Origin of the sequence: Salegentibacter echinorum, assembly GCF_900129445.1 — a bacterium.
Lineage (GTDB): Bacteria > Bacteroidota > Bacteroidia > Flavobacteriales > Flavobacteriaceae > Salegentibacter > Salegentibacter echinorum.
The window spans coordinates 91,365-108,774 of sequence record NZ_FQVT01000005.1 but is presented as its reverse complement, the minus strand read 5'-3'; the positions used below and the strand labels follow the sequence as shown (position 1 = coordinate 108,774).

Here is a 17,410-nt window from a genome sequence, read left to right as displayed (position 1 = left end):
AATAGAAAATAGAAAATAGAGAAAAGAAAAAAGACGTGTGTTAAGTCGGCCGACCCAAGCCAGTCAGCATAATTCCATAAATTTTCATCAGTGATAATCTGCTCTAATCTACGTTATATTTCCTTTTTCAAATTAGTGGTGTCCGGCAAAAACAACTTTCTTTTATCGCAGGGTTGGAAAGCGATTTCATAATTATACCCGTGTTATTTGAAATCTTAAAAAAAGAGTTAGTTGAGAAATATTATTTCTGAAAAATAAAGGTTTTCAGTTAGTTATAGTTGAGTCTTATCTCTTTTTTCTTGTAGCGAGAGCGATCTTGGTTCTTTAACCATTAATATTTTCAAACTTTAATTTCACTCTCAAGTTCGTGTAACAATTGCGAAAGGGAGTTTTGTAAAGCATTAAAATCCTCGTTAGAGAACTTTTCGTTCTTTTCTAAGCGTTCCATCTGGGTGGCGATTGCGCTGGCATTTAATTGTTTGAGCATAGGCACCATTTTATGGGCTAAACGTGCAACCTCTCTATAATCTTTGTTAGAACGGGCAACGGCTACCAATTTCATTTGCGACCTGGCACTTTCTATAAACGCTTCTAGAATAGTTTGCACAGCTTCTTCATCCCCTGCCGAAAAATCATAAATATCCTGAAGATCATAATATTTGGTATTATTAGGCCTGGAATTATTATTTTTCTTCTCCTTTTTCTTTAATTCAAGTTTAAATATTTCAGCAATAGTTTCCTGTAATTTTGCCGGTTTATAAGGTTTTGGTAAACTTTTATTGAAGCCGGCCAATTTATAGGTTTCTGCATCTACATCTGTTCGTCCAGATAAAGCAATGACAGGCAGTGCTGTTGGATTGTATAATTTCCTGATGTTTTTAATTAGGTCAAAACCATCCATTTCTGGCATTTGGATATCGGTAAGGACTAAAGAATATTTTTTTTGTTTTAGTTTGTTTAGGGCATCGGTACCGTTTAAAGCTGTGTCACACCCTAGCCCCAAAGATTTTAAAAGCTCTTTACTAAGAGACAATTGTGATGGCTCGTCATCTACAATAAGCGCAGTTTTTCCCGTTAAATCGGGTAGTTTCTCGACAACCTCCTCTTTCTTTTCTTTTATAGCTTCTTTTCCCAATTTTACTACCGGTAAAATTATGGTAAACTCACTGCCTTCTCCGGGCTCGCTTTGTAGGCTAAGCTCTCCTTTTAAGAGCTTGGTAAGGCTTTTAGTAATAGTAAGTCCCAGACCTGTGCCACCATAAGTCTTTTCTATTTTACTGTTTTCCTGGGAAAATTCTTTAAAAATCTCTTCCTGTTTTTCTTTCGAAATACCAATTCCACTATCTTTAACTGAGATAATAAGGCTATGGCTATCTTCAATTTCTTTCACCAAATTCACCTTAACTTTAATTTCGCCCTCGTGAGTGAATTTGGAAGCATTGGTGATAAGGTTTGCAATAATTTGTTTAATCCTAAAGGGGTCGCTTAATACCTGTACATCGGTATTAGGAGCGGTTTCAACAACTACATTTACATCTTTGTTTTTACTGGGAGGTAACGAGTTATACACTGTGTCACTAATCAACTTAGCAGGATTAAACGGTAATTTTTCAATAGTCATCTTGCCGGCTTCCAGTTTAGAAAGATCTAAAAGGTCATTAACCAGGTGCAGAATAAAATTAGAAGATTTTTTAACCTGTTCTACATAACGGGTTTGTTTGCTGTCTAAAGTTGTTTTTTGAATAAGATCTGCATAACCAATCACTGTATTTAAAGGAGAACGTAAATCATGCGTAATGGCCGCCATAAACTGTTCCCGGCGTTTTAAAAGACGCTCGGCAAAATTTTTGGCTTCCTCTAATTGCATCCGGTACTTCTGGCTGCGGGTAATATCTTTAATAATTAGAAACAGGGAGAATAGAATGATTAAAAAGCTAACAGCTCCCGCAATTAAGATAATAAGAGAGCTGTTCTCAATCATTTCTTGAGAAGTCTCTGCCCGTTGGATGGAAGCCTCTCTTTCTTCCTGCTCTATTTCGGCCAGTAGCTCCCTAAGCTGCTGGTTCATAGTCATATCGTTCGCCAGTAATTCGCGTTCTTTTTCATTTACAGTATTTTGAAATCTGGCATTGGCGACTTCCAGCTCAGTAAGTACGCTTCGTACCGCTCCAATAATAGAATCGGCGGTTTTATTGGTTAATCTCTTAGCATTATCTTCTTTAGAGTATTCCAGCCATTGTATTAAAAGTTTCCTTTGGTGCGGCTCTAAATTTGAGAATCGTTTTTCGTAGTTATAGCTTTCTTCAAAAGAAGGATCAACCCTTTTTAACTCCTGCAACACATTGGAATAGTAATTTTGGTTGCGTTCTTTTTCCCTGAGTTGAAAAAGCTCTTTTAGATTAGATGTTTTTTCAGAAAGCAATTCAGAAATACTATCCAGTCCGTTTTTCATAGCACCTTCAGCATAAGATTCTTTAAGGCTTTCAATATTTGCTTTTATGCTATCTATCTGATTTTGATATAAAGCTAATTTTTCTTTATTTCCGCTCTGTACGAGCTGCCTACTTAGATTTTCTGTTTCGTAAAGGCTGGTAGTAATATTACTTACCATAAACAACTGCTTGTTGTTATTGCTGTTATTCTCGGTAAGTTGTGTAAAAGCCACTACCTGGTTCCATACAAACCAAACGGCAACAGCAGCCAATGCGGCTACCAAAAGATAGCCGGCAATCACTTTAAAAGTTATAGATCGCTTTGTGTTTTGCATAGTTTACTCGATACTCGAGGTTTATCCCGAAACACCTATCGGGAGCTCCGAGGCTTGCCTCGAAATCAAATTAATTCTCTTCTATAATACTTCGTGGGCTTGCCCCGAGGTAGTTTATTTGTTGCCAAAATTACACCAATTAAAATAAATGAGACATTATAATGCCACGGCTTTGGACTTTAGAGTCAATAATATCTAATAAAAGATTCAAGACCGCTTTGCTGCAAAAAAAAGAAAAGACTAAACTGTAGCCAACTGAAAATCTTTTTTCAGAAACAATATTTTTCAATTATAACAAAGAACAAATACCTTCAATTCCTTCAAGTTAAATTATAGCCGAAAAAAGTTATGCAAATCCAATAAAGCCTTATATCTTTGCCGCGAATCTCAAAGGGGTGCCCATTGTAAAGGGCTGAGATCATACCCAAAGAACCTGGGCAGGTAATGCTGCCAAGGGACAAACGCAAAATGCGTTTAATGTATGTAACCCTGAAAATGTCAAAACACCGGTGGGCACTTTCAGGATTTTTTTTGTCTAATTTTAAACCAGAGAATAATACCCCTTTTATTCGTAAATAATTAATTACGAATGAAATCTTTATTATTTTTTACAGGCCTTTGCTTAGTTTCCTTACAGGCCTTTTCACAAACACACGTATTAAGCGGAACAGTAACTCAGGGAGAAAACCCGGTAGAAGGTGTTTCTATTTATGCTGTAGAAACCGGCGATGGTACTACTACCAATAGCGACGGTAATTATACCTTGAAGCTGGAAGAAGGACAATACCGACTTGTTTTTTCTTACGGCAATCAAAAAAGTCTTCGGGTAGATTTATTTCAGGATAAAACTTTAGATGTAGATCTAAGTGATGCCGAAGAAGTTTTGGATGAGGTTTTTCTATCTTCAGTAAGGGTTAACGCGCAATCCCCAATTACTTATAGCAATCTTAGTAACGAGGAGATAGAAAATCGCAACCTGGGACAGGATATTCCGGTTTTAATGAACTATTTGCCAAACGTGGTAACCACCAGTGATGCCGGTGCCGGCGTAGGTTATACGGGTATTAGGGTGAGAGGTAGTGGCGCTTCCAGTACTAATGTTACCATAAACGGTATCCCTTATAACGATGGCGAAAGCCTGGGAAGTTTTTGGGTAAACCTGGGGGATTTTGCCTCTTCCGTAGAAAATTTGCAACTGCAACGTGGGGTGGGAAGCTCAACCAACGGTGCAGGTGCTTTTGGTGCCAGCCTAAATATCCTTACAGATGGATATAGCGAAGAAGCTAATGCCGAAATAGCCAATAGTTTTGGATCTTACAACACCCATAAACATACCGTAAAGTTTAGTACGGGATTAATAGATGATCATTGGGAATTTGCCGGTCGCGCTTCTCAAATTAAAAGTGATGGCTATATAGACCGCGCCAGTAGCGAGCTTAAATCTTACTTTTTGCAGGGTACTTTTGTAGATGAAAACACACTAATAAAAGCGCTTACTTTTGGAGGAAGTGAAGTGACTTACCAGGCCTGGAATGGTATAGATGCCGATAGGCTGGCAAACGATAGGACTTATAATCCTGCCGGGGAATACACAGATGAAGATGGAAATACCAAATTTTACGACAATCAAACCGATAATTATAAGCAAGATCATTACCAACTTTTATGGAATCAGGAATATGATAAAAATTGGTCCTCAAACCTGGCATTTCACTATACGTATGGGCGTGGTTATTACGAAGAATATGAAGAGGATGCTGTTTTAACCGAATTTGGCCTGGAAAATTTTAATTCTAACGGCGAGGAAATAAGTACTTCAGATCTTGTGGGTACGAAATGGCTGGACAATCATTTTTATGGTGCTACTTTTGGCCTAAATTATCAGGATGCTAATTGGGACGTAAACCTTGGTGGGGGGTGGAATCATTATAAAGGCGACCACTTTGGTGAAGTGCTTTACACACGTTTTGCTCGTAATAATAATCCTTATGAGCCATATTACGAAAATACGGGGACAAAAATAGATTTTAATCTCTTCGGAAAGGCTACTTATGCGATTTCAGATAAATTGGCCGGATATTTAGATTTGCAAATAAGAACGATAGATTATGAAACAGAAGGAATTTTGTCTGAAGGTGACGAATTCCTGGTAGATAAAAACTTTACTTTCTTTAATCCCAAAGCTGGACTCACTTACGAGATCAATAAATCAAACCAGGTTTATTTTTCCTATGCCCGCGCAAACCGGGAACCAAAGAGAAGTGACTATGAAAATGGCGAACCAGAGCATGAAGAACTCAACGATTTTGAACTTGGTTGGCGTTACAATTCACCTTCGGTACAATTAAATACCAATTTATACTTTATGGATTATCAAAATCAATTGGTACTTACTGGAGGGATTGATGATGTTGGTGCTTTTATTCGGGAAAACAGCGGAAACAGCTATCGTCTCGGATTGGAAATTGATGCGGTGATAAGGCTTTCAGAAAAAGTATTTCTAAGCCCTAATATTGCGCTAAGCCGAAATAAAAACGTGGATTTTGTATCGACCTGGGACGGCGAGTTAGTAGATTTTGGCGATACAGATATTTCGTTTTCTCCTTCTATAGTGGGCGGTAATAAAATTAGCTATTTACCAATAGAAGGACTGGAGTTAGGCTTGCTTTCAAAATATGTAGGCGAGCAATATATGAGCAATATTGAAGTAGAAAGTTCTAAGCTAGACGCTTATTTTGTAAACGATTTTAATGTGCAATACACCTGGAAAAATGCACCTTTATTTAAAGAGATTGTTTTTACAGGATTGGTAAACAATATTTTTGGAGAGAAGTATGTTTCCAATGGGTTCTATTACACTTTTAACGTAGAGAACCCGGATGCTCCAAACGGAGTGGAGACTTTAGATGGTGCCGGTTATTATCCGCAAGCCACTACAAACTTTTTAACGGGAATCACCCTTAAATTTTAAACTGTTTGTTATTCTCCCACTTCTTTTTCTAACCAAGAAGTGGGAGGTTTAAACTTTTAATCGCGGGGCGATAGCCAGGGGTTTAACTCCCCGGGCTTGCCTCGAAAGAAAAGAGTTTTTTTCGGAAGCATATCTCGCACCCTTGGTTCGAGGTTTTGATTTTGGAAGGATCCTGGCGGGTGTCAAAAACTTTTAAAACGTGTAATTCCTTGTTAATTATTGAATAAATAATTTTGAAATGTTTATAAATAGCACGTCTGTGACGACTTTCTAAAAAATCTTCTTTTTGATATTGCGATGGAAAACTAATCGTTTCAGCCGTTTTAATTATTTCATAAAAAATTGAATCGGCTGCTTTTAAATTTTTCAAAGAAATAAAATACCTTAGGGCAAGCCCAGGAGGTATTATAAAGGAGTAATAATTTGAATTCGAGGCAAGCTTCGGAGCATTTAAATCTCGATTATCGAGTAAAATTCCCAAATATGAAATAAGTCAAGTTTGGCCTGCTCAGACCATACTACCTTTTCCATTTTTCCATTTCCGTTTTCAATTCGCTGGTCGTATAGTATCGTCCCTGCTCAATATCTCTTTCAGCCTTAAAGACCTCTGCTCTATATTCCTTAATAGTCAGCGGTTTTCCTGAAACAGTATGAGCTACAATTTTATTTTCTTCATGATCATTAATAGTAGCCTGAACTTTTTTTAATAAATTCTCATCGGCATTTTCCAATTTATCTATTACCTGATTTTTAAGTTCTAAAGTGCTCATAATTAATAATTTTACAAAGTAAATATAGTGAATTTTTTTAAGCCCCCTTTTGAGGGTTAGGGGGCTTTTGAAGTTTTAATTATACACTTCAATCGTATTTCCGCGCTTTTCTACCCGATATTCTTTCATCGTATATTCTCCTTCTCCTTCTACTAATTCCCCCGAGATAATATTATAAGAATTACCATCTTCACAGTTGCAGGTAGCGATGATGCCTTTCACAGTCATTGCCGAGCAATCCTTTGGCGGGTGGTTGGGGTCGCTAAGTTCAAAAGCAGTGTAATGTGAGTTATTTACATTGTAAACAACAACTCCCTTTATTCCTTCGTTATATGTTACATAATTGTTCCCGGGATATTGCAAATCGTTATACTCTGGAAAATTTAAATTTAGCTGTAGCTGAAAATTTAAATTAACAAGATTAGGGTTATTAATGTAATTATCATCATTGGAGGAGCAAGCGCTAAAAATCAATAATAATAAGAAGGATACTGCGGTTTTTTTCATGAGATTGATAAATTTAGGGCTAAATAATATTATTGTTTTCAAGGTTTAAATTTATTACATTTGTTAAACAAATCCCGTCGCGCTATGGGATTTTTTGTATTTATATAAACGAAGAAGTTATGAGTAAAGTATCTTATTATACTGCAGATGGGTTAAAAAAGTTGAAAGCTGAATTAAATCAACTTAGGGATGTAGAAAGACCGCGAGCTTCTGAAGCGATAGGAGAAGCACGGGATAAAGGCGATTTAAGTGAAAACGCCGAATATGATGCTGCGAAAGAAGCACAGGGCTTGTTGGAGCTTAAAATCTCTAAAATGGAGGAATTAGTCGCCAACGCCCGTGTTATAGACGAATCTCAATTAGATACCGATAAGATTCTGGTACATTCTAATGTTAGGATAAAAAACCAAACCAATGGTGCCGAGATGAAATATAAACTGGTTGCACAAAGTGAAGCTGATCTTAAAGCGGGGAAAATCTCTGTAGATTCTCCTATTGGCCAGGGCCTTCTTGGAAAAAAAGTAGGCGATATTGCCGAAATTAATGTGCCCAGCGGAATTATGAAGTTTGAAGTTAAAGAAATTTGGCGCGACTAAGTACCAGGTTTTAACAAATTTAAAAATCCTTTTCCCATTGCTTTAACTAAGTTTATGTGAAAAGGATTTTACATTTATAGGCACTAACCAATTCAAAATATTATGGCCAGTTTATTCACCAAAATTATAAGAGGGGAAGTACCCGCTTATAAAGTTGCAGAAGATAGTATGTTTTTAGCTTTTTTAGATATAAGTCCTAATGCTAAAGGGCATACGTTATGCATTCCCAAAAAAGAAGTAGATAAAATCTTTGATTTAGAAGAAGAATGGTATCAGGAGCTTATGCGGTTTTCCCGAAAAGTCGCTATCGCTATGGAAAAAGCTATACCCTGTAAAAGAGTGGGTATGGCGGTGGTAGGACTGGAAGTTCCACACGTGCATGTACACCTTATCCCGTTGAATGAAATGAGTGATATGGATTTTTCAAAGAGTATTGATCTAAATGAGGAGGAATTTAAAGAAATTGCAGAATCGATAAATGTGAATCTTTAAGATGAAATCATATAAATTAAGTCTCCAGCTTAGAATAGATTGGAGCGATCTCGATATGTATAAACATGTAAACAATATCGCTTTTATGCGATTCTTACAATCGGGGCGAGTGAATTTTTGGGAAGCTACCGGGATTTATAACCTGTATGAAAATACAAATAAAGGCACAATGTTAGTTTCTACTAACTGCGATTTTAAAAAATCCCTATATTATCCAGGGACTGCAATAGTTAAAACTAAACTGGATTTTATGAAAAACTCCAGTTTTGGCTTAAAACATCTTATTCTTAACGAAGAAAATGAAGTTTGTGCCGAAGGAAAAGATGTGGTAGTATGTTTTGATTTTGAGAAAAATAAAACTTTTCATATCCCTGATGATTTAAGGGCCAAACTTTCAGAATTTTAAACTTTGCGCAGTGCGATTTGAAATGTGGTGCCTTTGTTAAGTTCACTTTGCGCTACTTTGATACGACCGTGATGGTATTGTTCAATAATTCTTTTGGCTAAAGACAAACCAAGGCCCCAGCCTCTTTTTTTCGTGGTATGACCGGGTTCAAAAATTAGCTTGAATTTGCTTTTGTCTATTCCTTTGCCACTGTCTTTAAGTAAAATATAGGCCCACTTTTCATCTTCTTCCAGGCGAATGTGAAGTTCTCCCTTTCCGCGCATGGCGTCTATAGCATTTTTTACTAAATTTTCAATAGTCCAGCTATAAAGTTGTTTGTTTAGGGAAACCGGAATCACTTTATCTGGAACTTCCAGGGAAAATTGAATTAACTTAGAACTTCTGGATTTTAAATAATCAAAACTTTGTTGTGTGGCTTCTACAATATCGGTTTTAATTAAAATAGGTGCAGAGCCAATTTTAGAAAATCGTTCTGTGATGGTTTGCAGACGGTCTATATCTTTTTCAATTTCTAAGACATAAGATCTATTTACATTTTCCTGCTTTAGTATTTCGGTCCAACCTATTAAAGATGATAGGGGAGTGCCTATTTGGTGAGCGGTTTCTTTCGCCATCCCGGCCCAAAGTTTGTTTTGCTCACTGTTTTTTGTAGTTGTATAGAAGAAATAAATCACGCCAATAAATAGAAAGCCTATAAAAACCAAACCTAGCGGATAATATTTAAGGCTGTTTAGTACAGGGGAGTTTCCGTAGTAAATATATTGTTTATGGCCATTTCCCAGGTTAATAATAATAGGGGCATTTTCCGTTTTTAAATCGGTAAGGAGGTTTTGGGCTTTTTTTGGATTGTCAAGAATATCGGGGTCAATATTTGTAGTATAATCTATCTCACCGTGGGCATTGGTGTGGATTATAGGAATAGTTGTATTGTTATTTAAAATTTCCAGGATGAGGTCTAAATCGGCATCATCTGGTGCCCGGTCTAAAGCTTCCTGCGCTTTTGCCCAAATATTCATCTTGTTTCTTTCGTTTTGTTTTAAGCGTTGAAAGAAAATACTGGTATTCCAAAGCACCAGGCCAACTACCAGCAGGCATGAAAAAATGATAAACCAGCGAATAAAATTACGTTTGTCTGTGAAGTTCATAGAGACGAAAAGAGCTTTATACCAATTAAACCTTCAAATTTATAACACGACACTTAAAAATTAAATTGATATTCTAAGATTTAAAGATAAGCGTTTTTAAACGAATTTTATTGCATGGCAGGGCTTTTCATTCCCTGCATGTTTCGTTATCTTTGCGAAAAATAACCTATGTTAACAATAGACCCCAAAGAGGTGGGAACCGGCCAACTTCACCAGTATTTACTGGGTGCCATAGGACCAAGACCTATAGCTTTTGCCAGTACAATAGATGATGAAGGTAGGCCAAATTTATCCCCATTTAGTTTTTTTAATGTTTTTGGGGCCAATCCGCCAACTTTAATTTTTTCGCCTGCGAGAAGGGGAAGGGATAACACGGTAAAACATACTTATAAGAATGTGAAAGCGGTAGCCGAGGTAGTAATTAATATTGTAAATTATGCTATGGTACAGCAAATGTCGCTGGCCAGTACCGAATATGCCGAAGGGGTAAATGAGTTTGAGAAAGCAGGTTTTACCATGCTAAAGTCGGCACTTATTAAACCTTTTCGCGTAGCTGAATCCCCGGTGCAATTTGAATGCAAAGTAAAAGAAGTAGTAGAAACGGGCCAGGAAGGTGGAGCCGGAAACCTGGTTATTTGTGAAGTGCTTAAAGTACACATTCAGGAAAATATTTTGGATGATGCGGGGAAAATAGATCAGCATAAAATAGACCAGGTGGCCAGGATGGGAGGTAACTGGTATACGCGGGCAAATTTAGGGATGTTTGAGGTAGAGAAACCACTTTCAAACCTCGGAATAGGCATAGATGCAATCCCTTCAGAAATAAAAGAAAGTACAATATTAACCGGTAACGACCTGGGGAAACTTGGGAATGTTGAGAAATTGCCAAAAGAAGCTGAAATTTCAGCATTTATAGCAGAAAATACTGATTTGGCAACACTGCTCAAGTCAAACAATAGAAATGAAATTCATCACCGGGCACAGCTATTTTTGGAAGAAAATAAGATTGATGCGGCCTGGAAATTATTATTAGCATAAATACGAAAAAATGGAAGTACAAGGTAAAATTAAACTCATAGGAGAAACGAAAACCTATGGTAATAACGGATTTAGAAAAAGAGAAGTGGTTGTGACCACTGAAGAGCAATATCCGCAACATTTATTGGTGGAATTTGTTCAGGATAAAACCGATTTATTGAATAATTACCAGGTTGGACAACCGGTAAAAATCGGTATCAACCTAAGAGGTAGGGAGTGGGTAAGCCCACAGGGAGAAACAAAGTATTTTAACTCCATACAGGGTTGGCGCATTGAGAATTTACAAGCGGCACAACCTAGCGGACAAGATGTGCCACCGCCAGATAATTTTGAACCGGCCAGCGATTTTAATGAAGAAGATCATGACGATCTTCCTTTTTAATCACGGGACGGTGGCCAGGGGTTTAGTTTCCCCGGGACTTAACTTGAAATAAAGGGTTTTTTTGGAAGCATACCTCATACCTTTGGGTCGAGGTTGTTGATTCCTAAATTTTTCTGGTTTAAAAATATTATTTCTGAAATTTCATTTTCAGGAAAAATTGTAAAAAGCTTAGCAATCTATTAAGAACGCTAAGCTTTTTCTTTTCGTAAATTATATAAAGGTAAAGTGATGGGAAACGTTCCCAATTGTATTTTGCCTATTAAAAACAAAAATAAGAGTATTGCATCTTTTAAAAAACAACGAAAAGTTCCCGGCAATCACCGTTGCCAATGAAGACGGACTTCTCGCCATTGGTGGGGATTTAAGTGTGGAAAGATTGATCTATGCATATAAGCACGGAATTTTTCCCTGGTATGATGCTTCCCAACCGGTACTTTGGTGGTCTCCCGATCCCCGAATGGTGCTTTTTCCCGAGAATCTTAAGGTTTCAAAAAGCATGAAACAGGTGTTGAGAAAGGATGAGTTTGAAGTTACTTTTAATAAAGATTTCCCGGCAGTTATTGAAGCTTGTGCTCAAATAAAGAGGGAAGGGCAGGACGATACCTGGATCACTCCCGGGATGATTAAACAATACACGAAGCTACATGATTTAGACTATGCACATTCTGTAGAGGTATGGCAAAATAAAGAATTGGTAGGTGGACTTTATGGAATTTACCTGAAAGACAAACAGGTTTTTTGTGGCGAAAGTATGTTTGCCCGGGTGAGCAATGCTTCCAAAGTTGGTTTTATAAAGCTGGTGGAAAAGTTGAGAGCACAGGGGGTGAAACTTATTGACTGTCAGGTTTATACTAAACACCTGGAAAGCCTTGGGGCAGAAGAGATTTCTCGGAATAAATTTTTAGAATATCTAGTTTCCTGATCTTTACGCGATAAAATTATATCGTTACATTGAGGCCAGTGGTAAGAAAGAATCTATGCTCAGGATGGTGGGTGTAGTCTGAAAGCCTATATTGAATGCCAAAATCTAAATCTGTCTTGACACCTATTTCTTTTCCCACAGAAATTGAAAGTCTTTGCTCATAAGTGGTAGGAATTTTTTTTCCTATCATCCAGAGCGCTTCAGCCGAAGTTTTTAGCGAGAAAACTTTTCGTGGTTCTATTGCATTATTTAATGGGAATTCTAAAGAAAACCGATACCTGGTCCTATTTCTTGTAATATCGGTAATGCGTTGTTCAATTCTTAAACGGTGCCCAATTTTTAGATTTTCCTTTTTTATTCCATGGCTAAATTGTTCTACAATTCTTAGTTCGTCGGTTTTAGCATCATGAAATATCTCTTTAAACCTATATCTTACCCCCAAACTCACCTTATTAGCATCGTCTAACTTATAACCGGTAAAATGGGAAAGCTCAATATGCTGGGCATTAAAATGGAACTGCTTTTCTTCAAAAATAATATCCCTGCTAGCAATGCCAAAGCTATGCGTCCATTGTGTTTTGGTATCCAGATCTATAGAGAACTCGGGTTCAATTAAAAGCTCCACATTGTCTTGTGCTTTTAAGTCCTGATTAAAAAAAAGGATGGCTATTAGAAAAATTAAGAGATGGTTTTTTGAAAATAGATGCTTCATAATTATAAAATAAAAATGCAGTTTTTTATTACTGAAAAAATTTATGATAAGGAATAACTACTGCTTTTCCGGTTTGTTTTCAGCAAGAATTCAAATATGCAACAAAAAACTGAAAAGATTTAGGAAGCCTAAAATAATTGAAATAAAAATTATCCCGATTTATCTAAATTCTATGAGCTTTTAACCGGCTATCTTGCCATTCCTTTAACTTCTTTATGGCGAAAACAAGAGATCTCGTGATCGTTCACCATTCCCGTAGCTTGCATATGCGCATAGACTACGGTGGGACCTACGAATTTGAATCCTCGTTTTTTAAGGTCCTTGCTAAGCTGCTCGCTAATTTTGGTAGTTGCAGGTTGCTTCGTGTAATCTCTTACCTCGTGTTGAATAGGTTTGTGATCTACGAAACCCCAAATGTAATCGCTAAAACTTCCAAACTCCTTCTGAACTTCCATAAATGCCTTAGCATTGGATATTGTAGCCCTTACTTTTAATTTATTTCGAATTATCCCCGGATCTTCCAATAATTCCTGAATCTTTTCTTCGGAATAATTAGCGATCTTTTTAAAGTCAAAATCATCAAATGCCTTCCGGAAGTTTTCCCGTTTTCTCAAAATGGTGATCCAGCTTAAACCCGCCTGAAAGGTTTCTAGAATAAGAAATTCAAAAATAGTAGTATCATCGTAAACAGGCACACCCCATTCCTGGTCGTGATAAGCTTCATAAAGGGCATCACCTTTGCACCAGTCACAACGTTCTTTTTTATCCATAATTTAAGGTTTAAAATGATAAGTTATAGTTCCCAATTGATTATTTCTGCCTGCTAAAGACGAGAAAACCGCATTGGCAGCATATTCCAGGGCTTTTTGAGTAAGACATTCATTATTTGAGGTAGAACTCGCTTTGTTGATCGCGGTACTTTTAACCCTTCCCTGCGAATTTACCGTAATGTTCACTACAATTTTTCCGGGTGTATCGCAGGTGTAAATGGGGTTTGGGATTGTGAGGGCCTTTCGGCCTCTTAAGGAGAAAGAAATGGAGCTGTTTTGTAAACTGCCAGACTGGTTGGTTAGTGTGTTTCCAGTATTGTCGCCCTGGGATTCTTCCCGGGATTGTTCACTTTGTTTATTTAAGGCATAATTCCCGGTTTTTAAATCATCAGTTTCGTTTGCTGTCGCTGTTTCCTGTTTAGCGCTTTTGCGTTCCAGTACTTTATCTAATTGCTTGTTAAAATTCTCTTCCCGTGCTTCCTGGTTTTCATTGAATGCGCGGTGGGTTTGCCGGCTGCTTTTAGACTCTTTTTGTTCTTCTTCGGTTTTATCCTGTTCAGGCTTTTCTGCCATTTTTTCTTTTTTAAAACTATCTAGATCTACCAGCATTTCCTGTTGTTCGCGTTTTTGAGAAAGCTTAAAATTGTACAGGGCTAAAATCACCACCGAACAAAATAGGAGACTAATAATAAGTGCTTTATGTTTCTCGAAGAAATCCATAGGCAATGCTTGTTGACCAGGCAAATTATTTTTTCTTTCAGAAATTTATGAGGAAACCGGGTAAAGGAAACCCACGAATTCTGAAAAGCAAATTTTAGGATGAAGGTAAGGATTTTTCAAAAGATGAAATGCTTAGCGCTTCTTCGATAGAAAAATCTCCCACGCGGGTTCTTTTAAGTGAAGAAAGATAAGCTCCAGAGTCAAGGGCAATGCCAAAATCATTAGCGATACTTCTAATGTAGGTGCCTTTGCTACAAATTATTTTAAAATCTACTTCGGGAAACCTAACCGCGGTGATTTCAAAGGCTTCAATAGTAACCTTCCTACTTTGAACCTTAACTTCTTCTCCTTTTCGGGCGTATTCATAAAGGCGTTTACCATCTTTTTTTAAGGCAGAAAAAACCGGTGGGGTTTGTGTTATTTCCCCCGTAAGTTGTTCTGCTGCTTCTTCCAGGTTTTCTTCTGAAATATGATTGGTTTCAAAGGTTTGATTTACTTCGGTTTCCATATCATAAGATGGCGTGGTGGCGCCAAGGGTAAAGGTCCCCGTATATTCCTTTTCGGTACCCTGTAACTGCGGAATTTTTTTTGTGAATTTCCCCGTGCAAAGAACCAAAACCCCGGTAGCAAGTGGGTCTAAGGTACCGGCGTGCCCTACCTTAATCTTCTTTATATTACAACTCTTCCTTATTAACCAACGTACTTTGTTTACTACCTGAAAGGAAGTCCAATCCAACGGTTTATCAAAAACCAGGATTTGTCCGGCTTTAAATTCTTCAGCATTAAAAATTTTTGTTGCCATATTCTAAAGGTTAATTGAAATAGGATATTCCAATTGAGAGTAGTCCTGCCAGTAAACAATAAATAGCAAAATAGGATAATTTACTTTGTTTCACTAATGAGATCATCCAGGTACAGGCAGCCAATCCTGCCACAAAAGCGGTAACAAAACCTATGAGTAGTACAGGGAAAGAGCTGGTACTTTCCATTAAATTTCCATCTAAAAGATCTTTGGCTATTTTTCCAAAAATAAGAGGGACTACCATAAGAAAGGAGAATCGCGCCGCCTTTTCCTTATCATTCCCCAATAAGACAGAAGTAGAAATAGTGGCACCACTACGGGAAATCCCTGGTAAAATAGCGATGGCCTGGGCGATACCAATTACAAAAGCATTCCTGTAGGTTACCGGCTTTTCTGTATTCTTTGCTTTATCTGCCAGCCACAGTAATAAGGCGGTAATTATGAGCATAAAGCCAACAAAAATAATATTGCCCCCAAAGAGGCTTTCCAGTTGTTCTTCAAAAAACACCCCAATAAATGCGGCTGGAATCATAGAAATTACAATCTTAATGGAAAATATAAACTCATCGTTCCATTTAAATTGAAACAGACCTTTAAAAATTTCAGCTACCTCTTTTCTAAAGACTACTAAAGTGCTTAAGGCAGTTGCGAAATGAAGAATAACGGTAAAAAGTAAGGATTCTTTGGGTAAACTACTGTCACCAAGAATTGCTTTACCAAGCTCAAGATGACCACTGGAAGAAACAGGTAAAAACTCGGTTAATCCCTGGATAATTCCAAGAACTGCGGCATCAAATTCGTTCAAGATAGTCTATTTTTTGGGGTTTAATAAAATAGCGTAAACTTCTATGGCAAATCCCAGTAGAACCAGGGTTGGAGCCAGGCGAATACGCTGAAAATTGTAGATTGCAGGATTAAAAGTATTGGGGTCATCACTGCCCCCGCCTGCCATAAGAATGAATCCCAGGGCGATTACTGCCAGACCTATAAACATAAATTTATAATTCTTTTTTTCAAATATGAAATAAGTCTTATTCTGTGTCTTTTGTTTTTTATTACTCATACCTGTACTTAACGCGAAGAAACAATTGGCATTGCTTCAAATTGGAATTAAAATCCCAAAATTAACCAATTTAAGCTTAAAACATAATTTGACATTGTAAAATGCGGAAAATAAAAATACCACACGAAAGGTCGTATGGCATTTTCTAATAATAATGATATCTGTATCTTATATAGGTAAGATAATTCGCTTAAGCAGCGTGCGTGATATTATAATGTGACAGTACATTGTGATAAAACTCTACACTTTTATTGTCTTTTTTTAAGCAAGATTTTAAAAATCGTTCTAAATCCTGACACTCGAAAGTAAGTCCGGTATATTTTCTTTTCCCTACCGGAATGCTCAATTCTACCACTTGCTTTCTATAGTCAATTTGTACATTTTTAGCTTCGAAATATTTTTTAATAATTGCACGGTGAAAAATGAGGAAATCAGATTTTTGATCGCTGTCAAGATGGGTAATACTATAAGAGATTAAGTTCTTAATCTCGTTTATTAATGATGGGGGGCAAGAGTTTGTGTGGTTCATCATATTAGAGTTAGGTGTTAGTGATGGCTAAAATACACTTACTTTTTCTTTTTATTGTTAAAAAAATCGCAATAAGTCTTTGATTAGTAAATATTTAACGATAAACGGCCTGTTTGTCGAGTTTTTGAGGTGTTTTAAACCTTAGTATTAAGAAAAAAGCCACAAGTTGTTATTTTATTTTAATGTTTTAATATTGATACTTAGCGGCTCATTAAAATGTAGGTGCTTATTATCTATACTGGAGGCATTAATAAATTGAGTATTGTTAAATTGGGTTGTCCCATAAGCATCGTGCACGTGGCCAAATATGTGAAAATTGATGTTTTTTTTATTTAGAGCTGTGTAAAGTGAAGCATTTCCTATATGCTCGCCATTTGTGAGTAGATCGTTAATTTTATAGGGTGGAGAGTGAGTAATTAGCACATTGGTATTACCCGGAATTTGGTTCCAGGGGTTGGAAGTTTTTAATCGGTTATCCAGGTTAAAAGCCCATTGCCCATTATTATGTGTATGAGGGATGCCCCAGAAATTGATTCCCTGAATGGTAACTCCAGAATTTTCTAAATAATGCAGGTTCTTAGGTATAAGTTTTTTTAGTTCATCTTTATCTAATTTTTCCAGATAAAAATCGTGATTACCGGCTATAAAGATTTTATGTTCGTGCGGTTGGATAGAAAACCAGTCTAAAAAGTCAATTATTTCGCGTTTAGTCCCTCCCTCAGAAATATCTCCAGCGTGAATTAATACATCACCTTTCGGTATGTTTAATTGACGATGTTTATTGTGGGTATCTGAGATGCAGATAATTTTCATTTATA

Annotated in this window: 19 protein-coding genes; 7 read left to right on the top strand and 12 right to left on the bottom strand. The window is 36.9% G+C overall.

Annotated elements, in window-relative coordinates:
• Positions 1 to 340: 340 nt before the first annotated feature.
• On the bottom strand, positions 341 to 2,767 hold the full coding sequence (locus BUA71_RS10050) for a hybrid sensor histidine kinase/response regulator (protein WP_072879328.1): 2,427 nt from the start codon (positions 2,765 to 2,767) through the stop codon (positions 341 to 343).
• Positions 2,768 to 3,356: 589 nt separating this feature from the next.
• Here BUA71_RS10050 and BUA71_RS10045 point away from each other — a divergent pair.
• Positions 3,357 to 5,738 (top strand): TonB-dependent receptor, encoded by a 2,382-nt coding sequence (locus tag BUA71_RS10045; protein WP_072879326.1) that lies wholly within the window; start codon positions 3,357 to 3,359, stop codon positions 5,736 to 5,738.
• Positions 5,739 to 6,256: 518 nt separating this feature from the next.
• Here BUA71_RS10045 and BUA71_RS10035 read toward each other — a convergent pair.
• Entirely contained in the window at positions 6,257 to 6,508 is a 252-nt protein-coding gene (locus tag BUA71_RS10035) for a hypothetical protein (RefSeq protein WP_072879322.1), read from the bottom strand.
• A gap of 75 nt (positions 6,509 to 6,583) precedes the next feature.
• Positions 6,584 to 7,015, bottom strand: a complete 432-nt coding sequence (locus BUA71_RS10030) for a Rieske (2Fe-2S) protein (protein WP_072879320.1) — start codon at positions 7,013 to 7,015, stop codon at positions 6,584 to 6,586.
• Positions 7,016 to 7,134: 119 nt separating this feature from the next.
• On the opposite strand from BUA71_RS10030, the gene greA reads away from it, so the two are divergent.
• The 3 genes from greA (at position 7,135) to BUA71_RS10015 (ending at position 8,509) form a co-directional block, all read left to right on the top strand.
• On the top strand, positions 7,135 to 7,611 hold the full coding sequence (gene greA / locus BUA71_RS10025) for a transcription elongation factor GreA (protein WP_072879318.1): 477 nt from the start codon (positions 7,135 to 7,137) through the stop codon (positions 7,609 to 7,611).
• Positions 7,612 to 7,713: 102 nt separating this feature from the next.
• Complete coding sequence (locus BUA71_RS10020; protein WP_072879316.1) at positions 7,714 to 8,103, top strand: HIT family protein; 390 nt, start codon at positions 7,714 to 7,716, stop codon at positions 8,101 to 8,103.
• A gap of 1 nt (position 8,104) precedes the next feature.
• Entirely contained in the window at positions 8,105 to 8,509 is a 405-nt protein-coding gene (locus tag BUA71_RS10015; protein WP_072879314.1) for an acyl-CoA thioesterase, read from the top strand.
• On the opposite strand, the gene BUA71_RS10010 is transcribed toward BUA71_RS10015, so the two are convergent.
• The gene (locus tag BUA71_RS10010; RefSeq protein ID WP_072879312.1) at positions 8,506 to 9,654 is read right to left on the bottom strand and encodes a sensor histidine kinase; all 1,149 of its coding nucleotides are present in this window, start codon (positions 9,652 to 9,654) and stop codon (positions 8,506 to 8,508) included. The genes BUA71_RS10015 and BUA71_RS10010 overlap by 4 nt on opposite strands.
• A gap of 168 nt (positions 9,655 to 9,822) precedes the next feature.
• Here BUA71_RS10010 and BUA71_RS10005 point away from each other — a divergent pair, with 168 nt between their 5' ends.
• The 3 genes from BUA71_RS10005 to aat all read left to right on the top strand — a co-directional run bounded on the left by BUA71_RS10005 (position 9,823) and on the right by aat (position 11,996).
• Complete coding sequence (locus BUA71_RS10005) at positions 9,823 to 10,692, top strand: flavin reductase family protein (protein ID WP_072879310.1); 870 nt, start codon at positions 9,823 to 9,825, stop codon at positions 10,690 to 10,692.
• A gap of 10 nt (positions 10,693 to 10,702) precedes the next feature.
• A complete protein-coding gene (locus BUA71_RS10000; protein WP_072879308.1) occupies positions 10,703 to 11,074 on the top strand; it encodes a DUF3127 domain-containing protein in 372 nt (123 codons plus the stop codon).
• Positions 11,075 to 11,354: 280 nt separating this feature from the next.
• Entirely contained in the window at positions 11,355 to 11,996 is a 642-nt protein-coding gene (gene aat, locus BUA71_RS09995) for a leucyl/phenylalanyl-tRNA--protein transferase (protein WP_072879306.1), read from the top strand.
• 16 nt (positions 11,997 to 12,012) lie between these two features.
• Here the strand turns inward: aat and BUA71_RS09990 are convergent, their stop codons facing one another.
• The 8 genes from BUA71_RS09990 to BUA71_RS09955 all read right to left on the bottom strand — a co-directional run bounded on the left by BUA71_RS09990 (position 12,013) and on the right by BUA71_RS09955 (position 17,405).
• Positions 12,013 to 12,708 (bottom strand): DUF2490 domain-containing protein, encoded by a 696-nt coding sequence (locus BUA71_RS09990; protein WP_072879305.1) that lies wholly within the window; start codon positions 12,706 to 12,708, stop codon positions 12,013 to 12,015.
• A 188-nt stretch (positions 12,709 to 12,896) separates the two neighbouring features.
• Entirely contained in the window at positions 12,897 to 13,478 is a 582-nt protein-coding gene (locus tag BUA71_RS09985) for a DNA-3-methyladenine glycosylase I (protein ID WP_072879303.1), read from the bottom strand.
• A 3-nt stretch (positions 13,479 to 13,481) separates the two neighbouring features.
• Positions 13,482 to 14,222: an energy transducer TonB family protein gene (locus BUA71_RS09980; RefSeq protein WP_245812566.1), complete on the bottom strand. Its 741-nt coding sequence runs from the start codon at positions 14,220 to 14,222 to the stop codon at positions 13,482 to 13,484.
• Between the two features lie 70 nt (positions 14,223 to 14,292).
• A complete protein-coding gene (gene truB / locus BUA71_RS09975; protein ID WP_072879300.1) occupies positions 14,293 to 15,000 on the bottom strand; it encodes a tRNA pseudouridine(55) synthase TruB in 708 nt (235 codons plus the stop codon).
• Positions 15,001 to 15,010: 10 nt separating this feature from the next.
• Positions 15,011 to 15,805 carry an undecaprenyl-diphosphate phosphatase gene (locus tag BUA71_RS09970; protein WP_072879298.1) on the bottom strand — a complete coding sequence of 265 codons (795 nt, stop codon included), beginning with the start codon at positions 15,803 to 15,805 and terminating at the stop codon, positions 15,011 to 15,013.
• 6 nt (positions 15,806 to 15,811) lie between these two features.
• Positions 15,812 to 16,063 carry a DUF3098 domain-containing protein gene (locus tag BUA71_RS09965; RefSeq protein WP_072879296.1) on the bottom strand — a complete coding sequence of 84 codons (252 nt, stop codon included), beginning with the start codon at positions 16,061 to 16,063 and terminating at the stop codon, positions 15,812 to 15,814.
• 190 nt (positions 16,064 to 16,253) lie between these two features.
• Positions 16,254 to 16,595: a hypothetical protein gene (locus BUA71_RS09960; protein WP_072879294.1), complete on the bottom strand. Its 342-nt coding sequence runs from the start codon at positions 16,593 to 16,595 to the stop codon at positions 16,254 to 16,256.
• 171 nt (positions 16,596 to 16,766) lie between these two features.
• Entirely contained in the window at positions 16,767 to 17,405 is a 639-nt protein-coding gene (locus BUA71_RS09955; RefSeq protein ID WP_072879292.1) for a metallophosphatase domain-containing protein, read from the bottom strand.
• Positions 17,406 to 17,410 lie beyond the last annotated feature (5 nt).